A 16,776-nucleotide genomic window follows, 5' to 3' on the forward strand; every position below is an offset into this window, starting at 1 on the left:
CCTTATTGAAAGCATGCTCGCCAAAGTGAAAGAAGGCGAGATTGCCATCCCGGAAATCCAGCGCCCCTTCGTCTGGGACGGCACCCAAGTGCGGGATCTTCTGGACTCGCTGTACCAGGGCTTCCCCGTCGGATATCTGATCGCTTGGCGGAATCCGGATGTGAAGCTGAAGGACGGTTCGACCGCATCCGGGAAGATGATCCTGATCGATGGCCAGCAGCGGGTAACTGCGCTGACTGCCGCGGTGCTCGGTGAGCAGGTGGTGAACAAGGACTACAAGAAGACGCGTATCACCATCGCCTTTCATCCGGTCAACGAACGTTTCGAGGTATGCAACACAGCGATTCGCAAAGACAGCGCGTGGATTCCTGACGTTGCGCCGGTGGTCGCGCCCGGCCTTCTTCGTTCGTATTGTCGGTGAGCGGCCGCTGGTCGGCATAGCCGGCGGCGGTGAGGCGATCACCGCGCACCCCGGCGTCGATGAACAGGCGCACGACCGACGACGCACGCACCGTCGACAACTCCCAGTTCGACGGGAAGCGTTCGGTGCTGATCGGCACGCTGTCGGTGTGGCCTTCGACGGTGATCGGGAAATCCGCACCGGCGAGCACCTGCGCGACAGCTCGCAGCACCGCGACCGCCGGCGCGCCGAGCGTCGCGTCACCGGGCGCGAACAGCACGCTGGCGTTGATCTCGACGGTGATTCCATGCACGCCTTCGGCAACGCTGACCTGTCCGCCTGCGGTGAGCGGCTGCAGTACGCGGCGTATTTCGTCCGCCATGCTGTTGATGCGCTGCATTTCGGCTTCGCGCCGGGCGTCAGGGGTGCGACGACGCGACATGGGCGGGGCTTGCGGCTAGCAGCGTGTCGGACTTGAGCACCGCCGGCGCTGTATCCGGGGGCTTGATTTCACAATGTGAGAAACGGTCGGCATTTCAGGTTCCAATCAGCGGTTTCCTGTCCGAAATCGCAATGCCCCTGTCCTTTTTTCTCACTGCGGACGCAATACGGCCATGCGCTTCAAGTTCCACGCCAAGCACACCAGGGTCCACTCGGCGCGCACGTTGTCGAGCCCGCGCAGCAGGAACTGGCGAAATCCCATCACCGACTTGATGATGCCGAACACCGGTTCCACGGTCTGTTTCCGGAGCGCGTAGGCGGCGCGGCCGGCCCGGGTCTTGAGGGCGTGCTTCATCTGTTCGACGGGGCTGGCGGGCTGCTCGAGCGGGGCGGGCTCTTCGAAGCGGCGGCGCCAATCCGGATGGTGCTCGTCGCGCCCGACCGCGATCAGCGGTTCGATCCCGGCGGCCTGGCAGCGCTCGACGTTGCGCTCGCTGAAGAAACCGGTGTCGGCCAGCAGTTGGTCGGGCTGATTGAGCCCTTCGGGCAGGGCCGCGATGCGGGCCAGCATCGGCTCGACCTGCTCCTTGTCGTTGCCCGCCTGGGTAAGGTGGGGCACCATCACCAGCATCGACTCCGTATCGACCAGCGCCTGCGCGTTGTAGCACTGCTCGAAGCCGCCGCCGGTCACTTTCATGATGCGCGAGTCTTCGTCGGTCAGATTGAGCTGGTCGTCCGCGCGCGGACCGGGGGCAGGCGGGGTCGGCGGCTTGCCGCCGGGCTTCTTGCCGGTGGCCGCCGCCTTGGCCTGACGCTTGGCCAGCTTGGCATCAAACTCGGCCTGTTCGCGCTCGAAGCGCTCCTTGGCGCGCGCTTCGATCTTGGCCTTGGCGGCCGCGATGGCGGCCAGCCGGTCTTCTCGGCGCTGGATCTCCGCGGGCAGATCCACGCCCTCGGGCACGCAGCTCCGATCGGCCGCTTCGGCCAGCGCGAGCATCTCCTGCACTTCGGCCTTGAGCTGGGCCTCGATCTTCTCGGCGTGCCCATACGAGAGCGCGCTGTGTCGGCTGGCGTTGGCGTGGATCTTGGTACCGTCCAGGCTCACGGTGCCAAAGCGCGAGAGCTGGTTCTCGCGGGCGACTTGCAGCACCTGCACGGTAAGCGGTAACTGACGAGCGTTCTTGACTACTTCGAGATCCCGAAGAGATCGGATCGCAGCGGGTTGGCAGCGAAGTGCTGCTTCCACAGACGGGGGGTGAGTTGCGCGACGTCGGCAGCGGGGTGTTGGCCGACACGCTGCAGCACATCGACCAGATAGTCGTACGGATCGATGTCGTGCAGCCGGCAGGTGGCGATCAGGCTCTGCGCGATACCGACGTATTTGGCGCCGACCTCGGTCCAGCAAAAGAGCCAGTTGCGACGACCCATCGGCACCACGCGTAGCGCCCGCTCGAGATGGTTTGTGTCGATCGCCACTTCAGGATCGCGCAGGTACACCTCGAGGGCGGCCCGGCGCTCCCGCACATAAGCCATGGCGGTGGTGAGCGGCGAGCTGGGCAACAGGCCGTGGGTGTCGAACTGGGCATCGACCCAGGCGAAGAACTCGTGGACCACGGGCTGTGCATGCTCGATCCGGTACGCCCGGCACGCCTCGCCGACGAGCGTGGCCTCGCGGATGCGTTTTTCGACCGCATAGAGCTTGCCGATCATCTCCAGCGCCCGGCCCGCGCGCTCGGGCTCGACCGACTGGGCGTCGAAGAACTTCCTCCTCGAGTGCGCCCAGCATTGCGCGTGCGTGAGCCCGCACTTCTCGGCATAGCGTTCGTAGGCGCCATAGCCATCGGTGAGCAGCACCGCCCCCTCGGGCGGCGGGTCGGTGCCCAGGATCTGCTCGATGTGCTGCGCCTTGCGGCTCTCGCGATAGACGAAACAGATCTCGTCACGTTCGCCATAGACCGGCCAGAAGTAGCCGCCCTTCATCTTGCCGGGGCCCGCACGGCCGGCCTTGATCGGGGTCTCGTCCATCGCCTTGATGCGGCTCGCGCGGATCGAGTCGAGTTGGGCCGTAAAGATCGGTTCGAGCAGCGCGAGCGCCCCGTGGGTGAGCTGCGTGAGCCACGGGCGCGACACCCTGATGCCATTGTCGCCGAGCCGCTGGTGCTGGCGGTAGAGCGGCTGGTGGTAGCAGAACTTGTCGGTGATGAGCCCGGCGACGAAGCTCACATCGGCGCGGCTGCCGCGAATCACCCCCCCGGGTGCCGCCGGGCAGGAAATCGCCTGGGTGTCGAGGCGCTTGATCACCGGACGCACGTACTTGAGGATCACGTAGCTGCCCGGGCGCTGCGCCAGGCGGTGACTGACCTTTTCGCCGATCACCTCGAACTGGTCGGGGGCGAGCCCCTCGGCCTCGGGGTTGGGCACCTCGATGGTCTCGACCGGCACGCGGGCCTCGTCGAAGAACAGCGCCGATGCGTCGCCCTTGGCGCAGTCGCTGGTGCGGGCCCGGCGGGTGTGGGCGGCAATGTCCTGACCGGGGGGCGGCGGCGAGGATTCGGGCACCGGCAACTCGCCCAGGCTCATCTGATGCGGGTTGGCGTCCACGAGGCGCTTCTCGCTCTTCGCCCCGAAGAGCTGGCGCCGGAACCAGTCGAGCTGGTGGCGCATCGCCTCGCATTCGCCTTTGATGACCTCGAACTGGCGCTGCTGCGCCAGATGCGCGCCCGCCAGTTCGACGACCTGATCGGCCGTCCACCGGGCGGCTTCTTCACGGGTCGGCAGCTGCGTCAAAGGCGTCGGAGGCATGGCGTCATTTTACCAAAAAAGCCAGCATTCATGCGGGTTTGCGGTGACTTGCGGGCAGCGCGAAGCGCTTTTTGAAGCGTGCCGGCTCGATGCCTTCGAGCAACAGCTTCAGCCCCGTCCAGTCCATCTCGCGGCTCGTCGCCCGCGACCAGTCCGACACGAAGCGACCCGACTCGAGCCGCTTGGCCCAGATGCAAAACCCGCTGCGGTCCCAGTACAACACCTTCATCTGGGTCGCGCGCCGGTTGATGAACACGAACAGATGCCCCGACAACGGATCCTGTCCCACGCCGTGGCGCGCCAGCGCATACAAGCCGTCGAAGGATTTGCGCATGTCGACCGGGCGCCCGTACAGATGCACCCGCACCGCGCCTTCGGGAAAGAACATCAGCCGCGCACCAGGTGCAGCACCACGCCGTCACCCAGGTCAAGCTTCAACTCCCAGCGCGAAGCGCCGCCCGAACCCAGCACTCCCAGATCGACGAACGCCTCTTGCCGAGCCGGCCCCACCGCGACGGCCTTGCCGCACACCGGCCCGACGATCGCACGCCAGCGCTGAAAGCTCGAGACGCTGATCGACTCGTGCGCGCAGAATGCCGTGACGCTCAGCCCGCTCGAACCGTGGCGGGCGAACACCTCCTGCCACTCCTCTCGGCTGCGCCGGCGCCATTTGCGCTTGAGCACCCCTGCCATGAACGATCCCTCCATTGTTGACCCTGGAGGCAATTGTCCACGTCGATCACGTGCCCTGGAATAACGCCGGTCAGTTACCGCTTACCCTGCACGAAGGCATCGGCGAACTGATCGCCGAAACGGCGGCGGAACGTCGCCAGCGTGTCGTGGTCCGGATGCTGGTCGCACGCGATGAAGCGGAAGGCCAGCGAGTCGTACGTGGCCCGCTCGATCTTGCGGCTCGAATGGGTTCCCGTCGCGTAGCCGTAGATCAGCAGCGACAGCAGCAGCGCCGGGTGGTAGGCATCGCTACCGCGACCCGCGTAGGCGCGCTCCAATGCCGACAGGTCCAGCCCTTCCACCACATCGACCACGTAGCGCGCCAAGTGCGATTCGGGCAGCCAGTCCTGCACCGACGGTGGTAGCAGGTAGTCCGTTTGGCGATCGATCGGGCGGAAGCGGCTCATGCTCTCGGGTTCCAGGGGCGACGCGTCATTTTACAGGGGATAGTCCGACACGCTGCTAGGGCCGAGCGGCGCGCGGCAGGAGGAATTCCATCACCGGCTTCAGCTCACATAGCCCTGCATGCGACTCTCGATGATGCGCGGGTTGTCGCCGCTGGCGATGCCGACGAGTCCGTCCACCAGCATCTCGCGCTGCGAGACGCCACTCGCGACATGCGCCAGGAGCTTCTTCGAGATCGGCAGGAAAATCAGGTTCGCGAAGGCGACGCCATAGATCGTCGCGGCGAATGCGACCGCGATGCCCGAGCCGAGCCGCGACGGATCGGAGAGGTTTTCCATCACGTGGATCAGGCCCATGACCGCGCCGAGAATGCCGATCGTCGGCGCGTAGCCCCCAGCCGCTTCCCAGATCTTCGCGCCGAGCCGCATCTGCGCGCTCCAGGCGTCGATTTCGACTTCGAGCACGTCGCGCAGGTGCTGCGGCTCCACACCATCGATGAGCAGTTGCAGCCCCTTGCGCACGAACGGATCGGGCAGCGTTTCGATGCGCTCTTCGAGCGCGAGCAGGCCTTCCTTGCGCGCGATGTGGCTCCAGTCGGTGGTCTGCGCGATGAGGTCGGTGTGGTTCGAGGACGGCGGCACGAACACCCATTTCGCCATCCGCATGCCATCGCGGAATACCGGCAGCGGGCTCTGCAGCATCACCGCGCCGAGCGTCCCGCCGACGACGATCAGGAACGCGGTCGGCTGCACCAGCGAGGAAATATGGCCGCCCTCGAGCACCTGTCCCGACAGGATCGCGGCGATTCCGAGCGTGATGCCGATGAGACTGGTCTTGTCCATGCGAGAGAGCCGGTGAAACCCCGTTCAGGCCGCGGCCGGAGGGGTCTTTCGCGGTCGGCCGCGCCGCGCGCCGCCGGCCTCGCCAGCACCGAGGATGCGCGCCCGCAGCCGATGTCGGCGCGCGCCGGCGCGTTGCGCCGCGCTTCGCCCCATGCGAAGCCGGAGAGCTGGCGCTCGATCAGTTCGCGGATGCCGGTCAGCTCGTCCATCAGCCGCGCATTCGCCTGCTGCAGGTCGCGGATACGCATGTCCTCTGCGCGCGGTGAGGCGTCATGCGCCGCGCCCGGAGCCGCCGCGGCGGGACGTGCTTCCACTGCGACCCGAGCCGGCGATGGTTCGGCAGGCATCGCGTGCGCGCGGGGCTCGGCGTACCAGTCGCCCCCGAGCGGATCCGTGCCGCGCGGCATTGCCGGCGTGCGCATCATGTAGTCCGGCGCTTCGACTCGCGGCGGCTGGAACGGCCTGACGACCGGTGCGGAGGCTTGACGCTCCACGGGCGGGCTTGCGGGCGCTGGACGTCGGCCGGACAGGCTGACGTGAAAATCGTCGTCGATATCCGGCGGGGAAGCCGGGAACGGGGCCCGGGCGGGAGCGGCCGCGGCCGCGACCGGGGCGGCGGGGGCCGGAGCTGGAGACGCCGGACGTGTCGCGCTCTGCAGTGCACCGACCGCGTCGGCCGGCAGCGCGAGGATCTCGACGCCGCCTTCGACGGTGCGGTTCGCCAGCACGATCGCATCGGCGCCGAGTTCGGCCTTGAGTGCACGCAGTGCCTCGCGGGCGGTCTGGGCGAAATGGCGCTTCACGTTCATTTGAGTGTCCCCCGGCTACGCACTCGGCGCAGGATGGTTCCGATTATCGTCGGCGCCGCGGACCCCGATAGGGTGGAATAAAAGCGGTTTCCCCCGCCTATTCGGGCATGCGTCAGCGCGCCGCGCCGCCGACCATCGCGGTGACACGAATCGTGCGCGTCTCGGGCACTTCGGAATTCGCGATGACCTTGAGCGAAGGCACCGCCCGCCGCAGGAAGCGCGACAGCAGCCAGCGCAGTTGCGGCGGCACCAGCAGCACCGGCGGCAGCCCGATGTCCTCCTGGCGTTGCGCCACTTCCGCGGCGTGGCGCAACAGGCCATCGGCGAGGCTCGGCTCGATGACACCGCCCTCGCCGCCGCCGGCGCCGACCGCCTGGCCGAGGATGCGCTCGAGCGAAGGATCGAGCGCCATGACCTTGCCCGCGGCATCCGGACCGGTGTGGCCTTCGAGCAGCACGATGCGCGTCGAGGCGACGTTCAGCGCGAGGCGCAGGAGTGTGGTCACCAGCAGCACGGTCGGGAACACCGAGAACTCCAGCGGCTTCTTCGTGTACATCGCCACCAGCATCACCATCACCGAGATCGCGATGTTGAACGTGAAGAACACGTCGAGCGCGAACGCCGGCAGCGGCAGCACCATCATCGACAGCACCATGATGATGAAGACCGGCGCGCCGAGCATCCGCAGGTTCGCCGGCGCCATCAGCGCGCGCAGGTTCAGGGCTTCGAACATTGCCTACCTCAAGAGAGTCGGAGCGCGGCGCATCAGGCCGGTGCGCCCGGGTCCATGTCTTCGGGCACCGGCAGCTTGCCCGGCACGACAGGCGGGACATCGCCGCCGGCCATCCAGCGGTTGAGCTGGTACACGTAGGCCATGACTTCGGCCACCGCGGTGTAGAGCGCGCCCGGCACCGCCTGCTCGAGTTCGCAGTGCTTGTACAGCGCGCGCGAGCGGCGGCGCCTCGAGCAGCGGCACCTTGTGCTCCTTCGCCAGCTCGCGGATCTTCAGCGCGATCTCGCCACGCCCTTTCGCGACGACGACCGGCGCGCCCATCTTCTGCGCGTCGTATTTCAGCGCGACCGAGAAATGCGTCGGGTTCGTCACGACGACGTCGGCTTTCGGCACTTCGGCCATCATCCGCCGGCGCGCCATCTCGCGCTGCATGCTCCGGATGCGGCCCTTGACGTGGGGGTCGCCTTCCTGCTCCTTGCCCTCGCGCTTGACCTCTTCCTTCGTCATGCGCAGGCGCTTGTGGTATTGCCACAGCTGGAACGGCACGTCGATCAGCGCCAGCAGCGCGAGTCCCATGATGATCAGCAGCGCAGAAAACAGCACCGCCTGCAGAAAATCCGGCACCGCGCGCTCCACCGCCTCGGAAGTCAGCGCGAAGATGTGATCGCGTTCGCGCCACATCGCGAAAACGCCGATGCCGCCGACGACCGCCGCCTTGAGCAGCGACTTCAGCATTTCGACCAGCCCGTGCAGCAAGAACATCCGCCCGATGCCCTTGAGCGGATCCATGCGGTCGAGCTCGAGCCCGAGCGCCTTCGGCGAGAACACGAAGCCGCCGAGCAGGATCGGCGCACCGACCGCGGCCACCATCAGCACGCCGAACAGCGGCAGCATCGTCAGCAAGGCTTGCGTGAACAAGTCGCCGAAATCCTGCAGCATCAGCTGCGGGTCGAAGGCGAGCGCGCGCTCGAAACGGAAGCCGTGGCGCAGCATGCCGAGCATGCGCTCGCCGATCCAGCCGCCCATCAGCCACAGGCCGCTGGCGCCGGTGATCAGGACGAGGAAAGTCGACAGCTCGCGCGACTGCGGAACCTGCCCTTCCTCGCGGGCCTGCTCCAGCCGCCGTGGCGATGCCTGTTCCGTTTTCTCGAGATCGCTGTCTTCGGCCATCGCCGGCTCCTTGCCTGCGCCGCGCCGCAAGTCGCCCGCGCGATGTGGGCGAACGACGAGCTGCGGGGATTATCGCGGCGCGACGACAGGCGACAGCGGGCGATAAGCGGCGGGAAAGACCCTTAATTCAGGAGCCGGAAGGCGAAACCGGGACGAACCGCGCTGCTCAGCGCGCCGCGGGGAGCTTGTCGACACCGCGGATCCGGGCGCCGGGAGCGATATTGCGTCCCGCAAACCAGTCCCGGTTCATTTCCAGCGCGAAGCGTGCCGGGCCGGCGGCACAGTGGCTGTCCTCGCTTCGCGGCTGCATCTGCTCGATGTTGAGGATGCGCCCTTCGTGGTCGAGAAACGCGACCGACAGCGGGATCAGCGTGTTCTTCATCCACATGCAGTGGCGGGCGTCGTGGGCGAAGACGAAGATCATGCCGCGGTGCGCCGGCATGGCGGGCCTGTTCATCAGGCCGGTCTGGCGCGCTTCGTCGGTGTGCGCGAGCTCCGCCTCGATGCGGTACATCCCCGCTCCCAGTTCGACGAGCGGCAAGTCGGCCTGCGCGGCCGGAACCTGGAGCAGACAGCTCGCGAGAAACAGCGCGGCGTGACGGACGAAACAACGTTTCATGAACATGGCAGCAGCCCGGGTGCGGTTTCGACGCGGAATTCTACTCTTGGCCGCCTCTGCGCCGTCCGTCCGCGCCCGCGAATCGCTTCGCACCGGACATTACCGGGCTTTGCACCTGCTCGCTGCGCCACTGGCCGGGAGCGAGCCCGGCCAGCGACCAGTCGCCGATCGCCACCCGAATCAGCCGCAGCGTCGGGAAACCGGCTTTCGCCGTCATCCGTCGTACCTGGCGGTTCTTCCCCTCGTGCAGCACGATCTCGAGCCACGAGGTCGGCACGTTCTTGCGGAACCGCACCGGCGGATCGCGCGGCCACAACCAGTCCGGCTCGGCGACGCGGCGTGCACTGCATGGACGAGTGACGAAGTCCCCCAGATCGAGCCCGCCACGCAGCGCGGTCAGCGCCGTCTCGCCGGGCTCGCCCTCGACCTGCGCCAGATAGGTTTTCGGCAGCTTGTGGCGCGGATCGGCGATGCGGTGCTGCAGCGCGCCATCGTCGGTGAGCAGCAACAGGCCTTCGCTGTCGGTGTCGAGCCGCCCGGCAGGATAGACGCCGGGCACCGGGACGAAGGCCTTGAGCGTGACGTGCACGCCGTCGCCGGAAAACTGGCAGATCACGCCATACGGCTTGTTGAGGAGGATCAGGCGGGACATCGGATCGCTGCTTTGGCCGGTCCCCGACGGCGCGGCGCGCGTTGCTTCGCGTCCCGCGGCCCGGCTCTCGAGGGCCGCCACCGCGTTCAGTCGTTGGACGATTTCGCGTCAGCGGCGGCTGTGGTCGTGACCCTCGCGGCGGTGGCGGAAGGTTCCTCCGCCGCTTCCGCTGCCTCCGCCGCGCTCTGCCGGATTCGCGCCAGCACCGTCTTGCCCTTGGTCGTGAGGAAAGGTTCGACCATCAGCTGGAGGCCTTCATCGACGTATTCGGCGAGCGTGTAGCGATCGCGGAACGCCCAGTACTTCAGCGCCCACGCATGCGCGAACGTGACGCACTGATAAGACAGGAGATGCTCGTTGATCGGGCGCATGAAACCCCCCGTGGTGCACGCGCGAATCGCCTTCTCGATCAGGCGGTTGGTACGGGTTTCGCCGTCCATGATCAGACCGCGCCGATCGGCACGCAACGACTTCGTCGAGCGATAGGCGAGCACCGTCGCGTCGCGCTGCGCGTCGACGATCGCGCAATACGCCCAGATCGCCCGGCACAGGCGCTCGACCGGGTGCGTCAGGCCTTCGATCTGGCGCGGAATCTCGTTCTCGTAGGTATCGAGCACCTGCTTCAGCGTCAGGAACAGGATATCGTCCTTGTCGCCGAAGTACTGGTAGATCAGCCCGGTGCTCACCTTGGCCTCGCGGGCGATCTGCAGAATGGTCGTCGTGTAGTAGCCTTCTTCGGAAAAAAGCTTCGTCGCCGCACGGATGATCTGGTGACGGCGCTCCTCGACCAGTTTCGGGTCGGAAACCACGCTCTTGACGCTTTCTGCTGAACTCATGATCGTTCCTCGGGGATGTTCTGTTGCTGCCGCCGGCCGGCGCCGGAATCGCGTCGGACGTCGTATTGTGCCATCACTGCGTGCGTGTTTCCGCGCCCGCGGTCATGAGGGCCCGCCTCGACAGCGCTGGCGGAACCGCCTCGCGCAGCGCTCCCGGCAGCGGCGCCGCCACACATGGCACTTTTACTGCCGCTGCTTGTCGAGGAATCGCTGCACGCGCCGCTGCGTCTCGGCGTCGGCGAGCAGCGCCGCGCTGCCGGAGAGTTCCACTTCGAATCCATTTTCCTCGGCGGCGACCGCGACATCGATGCAGCGCTTGCATTCGGCAAGCGCCGTACCCGGCAGCGCCGCAATGCGTTCGACCACGGCCCGCGCGACCGATTCCAGCTCGGCAGCCGGCGCGACCCAGTGCGCACAGCCGAGTGCGACCGCTTCCGCGCCGCCGATCACTTCGGCGCCGAGGATCAGCCGCCTTGCGACCGCTTCGCCGCAGATGCGCGTCATGCGCTGTGTGCCGCCCGCCGCCGGCAGAAGCCCGAGCCGCGCTTCGGGCAGGCCGATCCTGGCGGAGTCGGCGACGACGCGCAGATCGCACGCGAGCGCGAGTTCGAAGCCCCCGCCCATCGCCGCCCCGCCAATCTCGACGACCGACACCTGCGGGAGACGTTCGAGGCGCGCATACACTTCCTGCATCCGGCGGGTCATCGCGATCATCTGCCTGCGCCCGGTCTCGCTGTCGAACAACGAGCGGATCAGCTCCAGATCCGCACCGGCGCAAAACACCCGCTCGCCGCTGCGGATCCACAGCACGTTGACGCGCGGCGTGCGTTCGATCTCGGCGAGGATGCGGTCGAGCTGCTCGATCCATTCCTCGTTGATCGCATTGACCGGGGACCGGCACAGTGTCACGGTCGCGACCGAAGCTTCAATAGTTAGCGAAATCATAAATCCCTCGATGGAGCCCGATTCCCGGCCCACGGCGCCGCTACGGCGCCCGCTGAAAGGGGAATCGGCACGGCGCGATCAAGTATAAAAAGGGGCATCGCCGGCGTTTGCGGACGTCGGAGGAGATGAGCAGCGTGGTATCACGCAAGCCGTTCGATGCGATGCCCCGAAAGCGGATCGCCAGAGCCCGTGTTCCGACGAAAACCGCGGCGGCGCAAGGGACGCCCTCGGGCGCCGGCTCCCTCTGGCCGCGCGGCCATGTTTTTCCCTCTCCCGCCCCGACGCCGTACCGACACCGGGGCGTTGCCGTTTCCGGCTCAGTTGCCTTCGAACTTCGGCACCTGCTTGTTCACGAACGCGTTGTAGGCGCGCGTGAAGTCCTGTGTCTGCATGCAGATCGCCTGGGCTTCGGCCTCGGTCTCGAGCGCCTGCTCGATCGTCTGGTTCCATTCCTGGTGCAGGCACTTCTTCGTCATCGAATGCGCGAACGCCGGGCCGTTGGCGAGCGACAGCGCCATCTCCTGCGCGCGTCCGAGCACCTTCTCGGCCGGCACGATGTCGTTGAAATAACCCCAGGCGCGGCCCTCCTCGGCACTCATCGAGCGGCCGGTGTAGAGGAGCTCGGACGCGCGGCCGTGGCCGATGATGCGCGGCAGGATGCTGCACGCGCCCATGTCGCAGCCAGCGAGGCCGACGCGCACGAACAGGAATGCAGTCTTCGCTTCCGGCGTTGCGTAGCGCAGGTCCGAGGCCATCGACACGATCGCGCCGGCACCGGCGCAGATGCCGTCGACCGCCGAGATGATCGGCTGCGGGCAGTTGCGCATTTCCTTGACGAGGTTGCCGGTCATGCGCGTGAAAGTCAGCAGGCCGTTCATGTCCATCTTGGTCAGCGGCCCGATGATGTCGTGCACGTCGCCGCCCGAGCAGAAGTTGCCGCCGGCGCCGGTGATGACCACGGTGCGCACGTCATCGACATACTGCAGCTTGTGGAAGGTGTCGCGCAGCTCGGCGTAGCTCTCGAACGTGAGCGGGTTCTTGCGCTCGGGACGGTTCAGGGTGATCGTCGCAACGCGGTCGGCGACTTCCAGCTTGAAATGCTCGGGGCGCCATTCGGCGGCTTTCAGCTTGTACATAACATTCTCCTGATGATCGACTGTTGGGAAAGAGTGGGGGTCGGGTTGGGGTTGGAACTGGCAGGGAACCGGTCAGCCCGCGAGCGTCAGCCCGCCGCTCACGCTGATGACCTGGCCGGTGATGAAACTCGCCCGGTCGCTGGCGAAGAACAGCACCGCATCGGCAAGTTCGGACGGCTTGGCAAGGCGCCGCATCGGCGTCGCCTTGACGAAAGCTTCGCGGTGCTTCTCCGGCACTGCCTGCAACAGCGGTGTGTCGGTCGGTCCCGGGCAGACACAATTGACGTTGATGTTGTAACGCGCGACTTCACGGGCAAGCGACTTGGTGAACGCGATCGCACCGCCTTTCGCTCCCGAATACACGGTCTCGCCGAGGCTGCCGACGCGCCCCGCGTCGCTCGCGACGGTGACGATCTTGCCGGCGCCGCGCTCGATCATCTGCGGCAGGAACGCGTGCGAAACCGCGACCGGCCCGAGGAGGTTGAGGTCGATGACCTTGCGCCAGAAGTCCGGTGTGTTCTCCATGAACGGCTGGATCTTGCCCCACCCCGCGACGTTCGCGACGATGTCGATCTGGGGGCGGCGGCGGTAGGCTTCGTCCTTGAACGCAGCGATCGAATCGAGATCGGTGACGTCGAGGCGGATGAAGTCCACACCCAGTTGCTGTTCGCACAGCGCGCCGGCGACGGCGGCGCCCTTCTGCTCGTCGATGTCACCGATCAGCACATAAGCTCCGGCGCGCGCCAGCGTTTCCGCCGTCGCCAGGCCGATTCCCGATGCTCCGCCCGTGACTACTGCCGTTTTTCCGTCAAGCCGCATTTTGTTCTCGCCTCCTGATTCACAAAGTTTTGCCTGGTCGGGTGTCCGGATGCCGGCCTTGCCGCTCACGAACCCCTTTTGTCACACGCCGCGCCTGGTTCCGTATCGAAGTGCAGCTGGTGTATGAATGATTGTTCAGTCAGTCGATCAAGTCAACCCCCCTGATGCAGGATTCCTCTCGTCTACGCGACAAAGCTCTCCGGGCGAGCGCTGGCCCAGCCCGGATCAGGCGGGCGTCATCGCGGCGGGAACAGGGAATATCCCGTTGCATGATGTAACACGACAGGGACCCACCGCTCGTCCGCGACGCGCGCAAGTGCCGGCTATCGATCGACGTGTGCCGCCCCGGGAAGCCACGTGTTCGAGAGCCTCGGCAACGGCTTCGCATGTCGCACAGTTGACTGTTGTGACTGAGCACTCAATCATTCATCCATATTCCAGGGGAAAGCAATGCAGAAGACTTCATGGGCGGCAGTGGGCATCGCGATCTTTTCAGGCATGGTGGCGGCAGCGGCCATCGGCAAGGTCCCGCCCGCGCTGCCGGCAATGCGCGACCAGCTGGGGCTGACGATGGTCGAGGCGGGCTGGGTGATGTCGACGTTCGCGACGCTCGGGGGCTGTTGCGCGCTGTTTTTCGGTGGTGCGAGCGCACGTGTCGGCGAGCTTCGGCTGGCACTGCTCGGGCTCGCGATGATGGTGTTCGGCGCGCTCCTCGGCGCCTTCGCGCAGAGTTACACGCTGCTGCTCTTGTCCCGCGTGCTCGAGGGCAGCGGCTTCATCGCCGTCGTCGTCACCCTCCCCTCGCTGATCACGCGCAGCACGGCGCCACGCGACTATCGCCTCACGCTCGGCCTGTGGAGCATCTACCTGCCGTTCGGCAGCAGCGTCGCGATGCTGACGGCACCGTTCCTGCTCCCGTCACTCGGCTGGCGGGGACTGTGGCTCGTTCTCGCCGGCGCGACGCTCGCCTGCGCGACACTGCTCTACCGCATGCGCCAGCGCTTCGTCGCGCCGGCGAACGCCCCCAGCGGCCCCGCTTCGGACGTGATCCTGGAAACCCTGCGCAGTCCGGGCGCGTGGTGCCTGACCGCCGCGTTTTTCACGTATACGCTGCAGTGGTTCACGCTGATGGTGTGGCTGCCGAGCTTCCTCGTCGACCACCGCGGCCTTTCGGTGTCGCTCGCCGGCGCGCTGACCGCAGGGGTGGTCGCGGCAAACGTGCCCGGCAACATAGTCGGCGGCTGGCTCGTCCACCGCGATATCCGCCGTGGCACGCTGATCTGCGGAACGTCGCTGTTCATGCTGGCGTGCGCGTTCGGCATTTTCGACGAGCGCCTGCCGGACGCACTGCGCTACGGCCTGTGCCTGCTGTTTACCTCTGTCGGCGGCATTCTCCCGGCTGCCGCGTTCTCGGGCCTGACGGCTCATGCGCCGTCGCCCCGGCACATCGGGGCGGTCAATGGACTGCTCGTGCAGGGCTCGAACCTCGGCCAGTTCATCGGACCACCGGCGATTGCCGCAGCCGTTACTGCGGGAGGCGGGGACTGGCGCGCCGCGACCGGTCTCATGGCGGGGGCCGCTGTGGCAGGCGTCGCCGCCGGGCTGTTGCTGCTGGTGATCGAACGCACGCCGCCGGACACGCGCAGCGCTCCTGCCGGACATGCGGTGGCGGAAGGGGGCGGCTCGAACTGCTAGGAACGCGGAACGAAACAACGGCGGTCTTCGAACCGCCGTTTGTGTGCTTGCTGCTGCAAGGCGGCGTCGGAGGTGGCCGAGCCGAGACTTTGCCCGGCCACCTCCGACGCGGCTCACATCATGCGGCCGTTTTCATCATTTCCCGCAAACGGTATTTCTGGATCTTGCCGGTGGCAGTGCGCGGCAGCTCTTCGACGAAGCGTATCGTGCGCGGGCACTTGTAGATCGACAGGTTCGCTTTCAGCGTGTCGAGCACTTCCTCGGACAGCCGCGCCTCGTTGGCCGTCGGGTCCTTCGCCACGGCGATCAGCGCAAGACGCATCAGCCCGTCGTCCTGCTGGATGCCGACGACCGCGGCCTCGGAGATCCCCGGCGCAGTCATTGCACAGGATTCGATCTCCGACGGGCTCACCCATTGCCCGGAAATTTTCAGCATGTCGTCGGCGCGCCCGTTGTGGTACCAGTACCCGTCGCGGTCGAAACTGAACATGTCGCCCGGGTAGTACCAGCCGTCCCGCAGCGCCTTCGCGGTCAGCTCAGGCTGCTTCCAGTAACCGGCGAACTGTGACGGTGTCCTGATCGCGATCAGCCCCGGCACGTCGGGCGTGACGATCTCTTCGCCGGCCTCATCGACGAGGCGGACTTCGGCCCACGGCACCTTCTTGCCGCACGAACCCGGCCGCTGCTCGTGCCCCTCATTGACGAGAAACAGGAAAATCGTCTCGGACGCGCCGATGCCGTCGATGATCGGCTTGCCACAGACTTCGAGCCAGCGCTGGTAAAGCGTCTCGGGCAGCTTCTCGCCGGCCGACAGGAAATGGCGGATCTGGCGGCAGGCGGACGTTTCGGCGACGCCTTCGCGCAGCAGGTTGCGGTACATCACCGGTGTGCTGAAAAAAAGCGTCGGCTTGTGGCGCTCGATGATCTCGGCCATCAGCGTCGGGTCCGGCCAGCCGGGCGCGATGATCACGGTCGCCCCGCAACGCAGCCCCCCCATCAGCGAATGGCCGAGCGCCCAGCCGAAGAACATCTTGGATGTGGTGAAGATGCGGTCTCCCGGCACGACGCCGAAATACTCGCGCTCCATCCGGTCCGCGATCAGCACGCATTCGTGGGTATGCATCACTGCCTTTGGCCGGCCCGTCGTGCCCGAGGAGTAAACCCAGAACGCGACGTCGTTCGGTGCCGCCGGCTCCGATTCGAGCGCGTCGGAGCAGCCCGCGACGAAGCTCTCGAGCGATACGCAACCCGCAGGAAGTGCGGGGCCGCGGACCACGACCAGCGGCCGGGATGCGAGCTCGCCGGCAATTTCCTCGTACAGGTGCACGAACTCGGCGTCGATCATCAGCACCCGGCACTCGCTGTCCTCGATCACGTAGCGCACATCGCGCGGCGCGAGGCGGACGTTGAGCGCGACCGAGACGGCGCCGATACGCAGCGTGCCGAGGTAGGCCGCGACCATTTCGGGCGAGTCGTCCATGAGGAAAAGCACTCGCTCTCCCCTGGCGACGCCGTGCTCCTTCAGCGCGTTACCGGTGCGATTGACCATCGCGTTCAGTTCACGATAGCTCACCGAGCGTTCGCCACTGACGATCGCGGCCTGCTCGCCGAGACCCAGGGAAAGGGGGCGACCGATGATTTCGTCGGCCGCGTTCATCGTTCCGTATCGCGCGGTATTGTCAAAGCTCATGTCTACTCCACAACGACAGAAAAAAATCCCCGGTGCGAGGACCGGGGAAC

General features: G+C 66.6%; 15 protein-coding genes and 5 pseudogenes. 2 read left to right on the forward strand and 18 right to left on the reverse strand.

Annotation, left to right across the window (positions count from 1 at the left end; all coding sequences use genetic code 11):
* The first annotated feature begins 13 nt into the window (after nt 1-13).
* Nucleotides 14-421 carry a DUF262 domain-containing protein gene (locus EBN1_RS01810; protein ID WP_241762846.1) on the forward strand — a complete coding sequence of 136 codons (408 nt, stop codon included), beginning with the start codon at nt 14-16 and terminating at the stop codon, nt 419-421.
* Here EBN1_RS01810 and EBN1_RS01815 read toward each other — a convergent pair.
* From EBN1_RS01815 to EBN1_RS01890, 17 genes and pseudogenes are all read right to left on the reverse strand, one after another.
* A pseudogene (locus tag EBN1_RS01815) lies at nt 387-797 on the reverse strand (OmpA family protein); the annotation flags it as partial. The gene EBN1_RS01810 and the pseudogene EBN1_RS01815 overlap by 35 nt on opposite strands.
* Before the next feature lie 195 nt (nt 798-992).
* Nucleotides 993-1,997, reverse strand: a pseudogene (locus tag EBN1_RS01820) (IS1182-like element ISAzo1 family transposase); the annotation flags it as partial.
* Between the two features lie 29 nt (nt 1,998-2,026).
* Complete coding sequence (locus EBN1_RS01825; RefSeq protein ID WP_011236212.1) at nt 2,027-3,643, reverse strand: IS66-like element ISAzo19 family transposase; 1,617 nt, start codon at nt 3,641-3,643, stop codon at nt 2,027-2,029.
* 28 nt (nt 3,644-3,671) lie between these two features.
* On the reverse strand, nt 3,672-4,031 hold the full coding sequence (gene tnpB / locus EBN1_RS01830) for an IS66 family insertion sequence element accessory protein TnpB (protein WP_011236213.1): 360 nt from the start codon (nt 4,029-4,031) through the stop codon (nt 3,672-3,674).
* Nucleotides 4,031-4,336, reverse strand: coding sequence for an IS66 family insertion sequence element accessory protein TnpA (gene tnpA / locus EBN1_RS01835; RefSeq protein WP_011236214.1), 306 nt, complete (start codon nt 4,334-4,336; stop codon nt 4,031-4,033). Before tnpA ends, tnpB begins: the two co-directional genes overlap by 1 nt.
* A gap of 86 nt (nt 4,337-4,422) precedes the next feature.
* Nucleotides 4,423-4,782: pseudogene (locus EBN1_RS01840) on the reverse strand (transposase); the annotation flags it as partial.
* 99 nt (nt 4,783-4,881) lie between these two features.
* A complete protein-coding gene (locus EBN1_RS01845) occupies nt 4,882-5,622 on the reverse strand; it encodes a flagellar motor protein (protein WP_011236216.1) in 741 nt (246 codons plus the stop codon).
* Nucleotides 5,511-6,431, reverse strand: coding sequence for a flagellar biosynthesis protein FlhF (locus EBN1_RS01850; protein ID WP_011236217.1), 921 nt, complete (start codon nt 6,429-6,431; stop codon nt 5,511-5,513). The genes EBN1_RS01845 and EBN1_RS01850 overlap by 112 nt, the downstream gene beginning before the upstream one ends.
* A gap of 112 nt (nt 6,432-6,543) precedes the next feature.
* The gene (locus EBN1_RS22955; RefSeq protein ID WP_370298884.1) at nt 6,544-6,843 is read right to left on the reverse strand and encodes an FHIPEP family type III secretion protein; all 300 of its coding nucleotides are present in this window, start codon (nt 6,841-6,843) and stop codon (nt 6,544-6,546) included.
* Nucleotides 6,841-7,164: pseudogene (locus EBN1_RS22960) on the reverse strand (FHIPEP family type III secretion protein); the annotation flags it as partial. The gene EBN1_RS22955 and the pseudogene EBN1_RS22960, both read right to left, overlap by 3 nt.
* 32 nt (nt 7,165-7,196) lie before the next feature.
* Nucleotides 7,197-8,334, reverse strand: a pseudogene (gene flhB, locus EBN1_RS01860) (flagellar biosynthesis protein FlhB).
* A gap of 166 nt (nt 8,335-8,500) precedes the next feature.
* Complete coding sequence (locus EBN1_RS01865; protein WP_083783014.1) at nt 8,501-8,953, reverse strand: DUF192 domain-containing protein; 453 nt, start codon at nt 8,951-8,953, stop codon at nt 8,501-8,503.
* Nucleotides 8,954-8,993: 40 nt separating this feature from the next.
* Nucleotides 8,994-9,605, reverse strand: coding sequence for an rRNA large subunit pseudouridine synthase E (locus EBN1_RS01870; RefSeq protein ID WP_041646808.1), 612 nt, complete (start codon nt 9,603-9,605; stop codon nt 8,994-8,996).
* A gap of 86 nt (nt 9,606-9,691) precedes the next feature.
* The gene (locus tag EBN1_RS01875; RefSeq protein WP_011236222.1) at nt 9,692-10,441 is read right to left on the reverse strand and encodes a TetR/AcrR family transcriptional regulator; all 750 of its coding nucleotides are present in this window, start codon (nt 10,439-10,441) and stop codon (nt 9,692-9,694) included.
* A gap of 183 nt (nt 10,442-10,624) precedes the next feature.
* Nucleotides 10,625-11,386 carry an enoyl-CoA hydratase/isomerase family protein gene (locus tag EBN1_RS01880; RefSeq protein WP_011236223.1) on the reverse strand — a complete coding sequence of 254 codons (762 nt, stop codon included), beginning with the start codon at nt 11,384-11,386 and terminating at the stop codon, nt 10,625-10,627.
* 317 nt (nt 11,387-11,703) lie between these two features.
* The gene (locus tag EBN1_RS01885; protein WP_011236224.1) at nt 11,704-12,522 is read right to left on the reverse strand and encodes an enoyl-CoA hydratase family protein; all 819 of its coding nucleotides are present in this window, start codon (nt 12,520-12,522) and stop codon (nt 11,704-11,706) included.
* A 72-nt stretch (nt 12,523-12,594) separates the two neighbouring features.
* Nucleotides 12,595-13,341, reverse strand: a complete 747-nt coding sequence (locus EBN1_RS01890; RefSeq protein WP_011236225.1) for an SDR family NAD(P)-dependent oxidoreductase — start codon at nt 13,339-13,341, stop codon at nt 12,595-12,597.
* 450 nt (nt 13,342-13,791) lie between these two features.
* Between EBN1_RS01890 and EBN1_RS01895 the strand changes: the two genes are divergently transcribed.
* Nucleotides 13,792-15,036 (forward strand): MFS transporter, encoded by a 1,245-nt coding sequence (locus EBN1_RS01895; RefSeq protein WP_011236226.1) that lies wholly within the window; start codon nt 13,792-13,794, stop codon nt 15,034-15,036.
* 118 nt (nt 15,037-15,154) lie between these two features.
* Here the strand turns inward: EBN1_RS01895 and hbdA are convergent, their stop codons facing one another.
* Nucleotides 15,155-16,726: a 3-hydroxybenzoate--CoA ligase HbdA gene (gene hbdA / locus EBN1_RS01900; protein ID WP_011236227.1), complete on the reverse strand. Its 1,572-nt coding sequence runs from the start codon at nt 16,724-16,726 to the stop codon at nt 15,155-15,157.
* Nucleotides 16,727-16,776 lie beyond the last annotated feature (50 nt).

Origin of the sequence: Aromatoleum aromaticum EbN1 (assembly GCF_000025965.1) — a bacterium.
GTDB lineage: Bacteria > Pseudomonadota > Gammaproteobacteria > Burkholderiales > Rhodocyclaceae > Aromatoleum > Aromatoleum aromaticum.

Bases quoted from the DNA above. Each gene is read 5' to 3' on its own strand.
- EBN1_RS01810 (WP_241762846.1), top strand. From the start codon at position 14: ATGCTCGCCAAAGTGAAAGAAGGCGAGATTGCCATCCCGGAAATCCAG.
- EBN1_RS01825 (WP_011236212.1), bottom strand. From the start codon at position 3,643: ATGCCTCCGACGCCTTTGACGCAGCTGCCGACCCGTGAAGAAGCCGCC.
- tnpB (WP_011236213.1), bottom strand. From the start codon at position 4,031: ATGTTCTTTCCCGAAGGCGCGGTGCGGGTGCATCTGTACGGGCGCCCG.
- tnpA (WP_011236214.1), bottom strand. From the start codon at position 4,336: ATGGCAGGGGTGCTCAAGCGCAAATGGCGCCGGCGCAGCCGAGAGGAG.
- EBN1_RS01845 (WP_011236216.1), bottom strand. From the start codon at position 5,622: ATGGACAAGACCAGTCTCATCGGCATCACGCTCGGAATCGCCGCGATC.
- EBN1_RS01850 (WP_011236217.1), bottom strand. From the start codon at position 6,431: ATGAACGTGAAGCGCCATTTCGCCCAGACCGCCCGCGAGGCACTGCGT.
- EBN1_RS22955 (WP_370298884.1), bottom strand. From the start codon at position 6,843: ATGGCGCTCGATCCTTCGCTCGAGCGCATCCTCGGCCAGGCGGTCGGC.
- EBN1_RS01865 (WP_083783014.1), bottom strand. From the start codon at position 8,953: ATGAAACGTTGTTTCGTCCGTCACGCCGCGCTGTTTCTCGCGAGCTGT.
- EBN1_RS01870 (WP_041646808.1), bottom strand. From the start codon at position 9,605: ATGTCCCGCCTGATCCTCCTCAACAAGCCGTATGGCGTGATCTGCCAG.
- EBN1_RS01875 (WP_011236222.1), bottom strand. From the start codon at position 10,441: ATGAGTTCAGCAGAAAGCGTCAAGAGCGTGGTTTCCGACCCGAAACTG.
- EBN1_RS01880 (WP_011236223.1), bottom strand. From the start codon at position 11,386: ATGATTTCGCTAACTATTGAAGCTTCGGTCGCGACCGTGACACTGTGC.
- EBN1_RS01885 (WP_011236224.1), bottom strand. From the start codon at position 12,522: ATGTACAAGCTGAAAGCCGCCGAATGGCGCCCCGAGCATTTCAAGCTG.
- EBN1_RS01890 (WP_011236225.1), bottom strand. From the start codon at position 13,341: ATGCGGCTTGACGGAAAAACGGCAGTAGTCACGGGCGGAGCATCGGGA.
- EBN1_RS01895 (WP_011236226.1), top strand. From the start codon at position 13,792: ATGCAGAAGACTTCATGGGCGGCAGTGGGCATCGCGATCTTTTCAGGC.
- hbdA (WP_011236227.1), bottom strand. From the start codon at position 16,726: ATGAGCTTTGACAATACCGCGCGATACGGAACGATGAACGCGGCCGAC.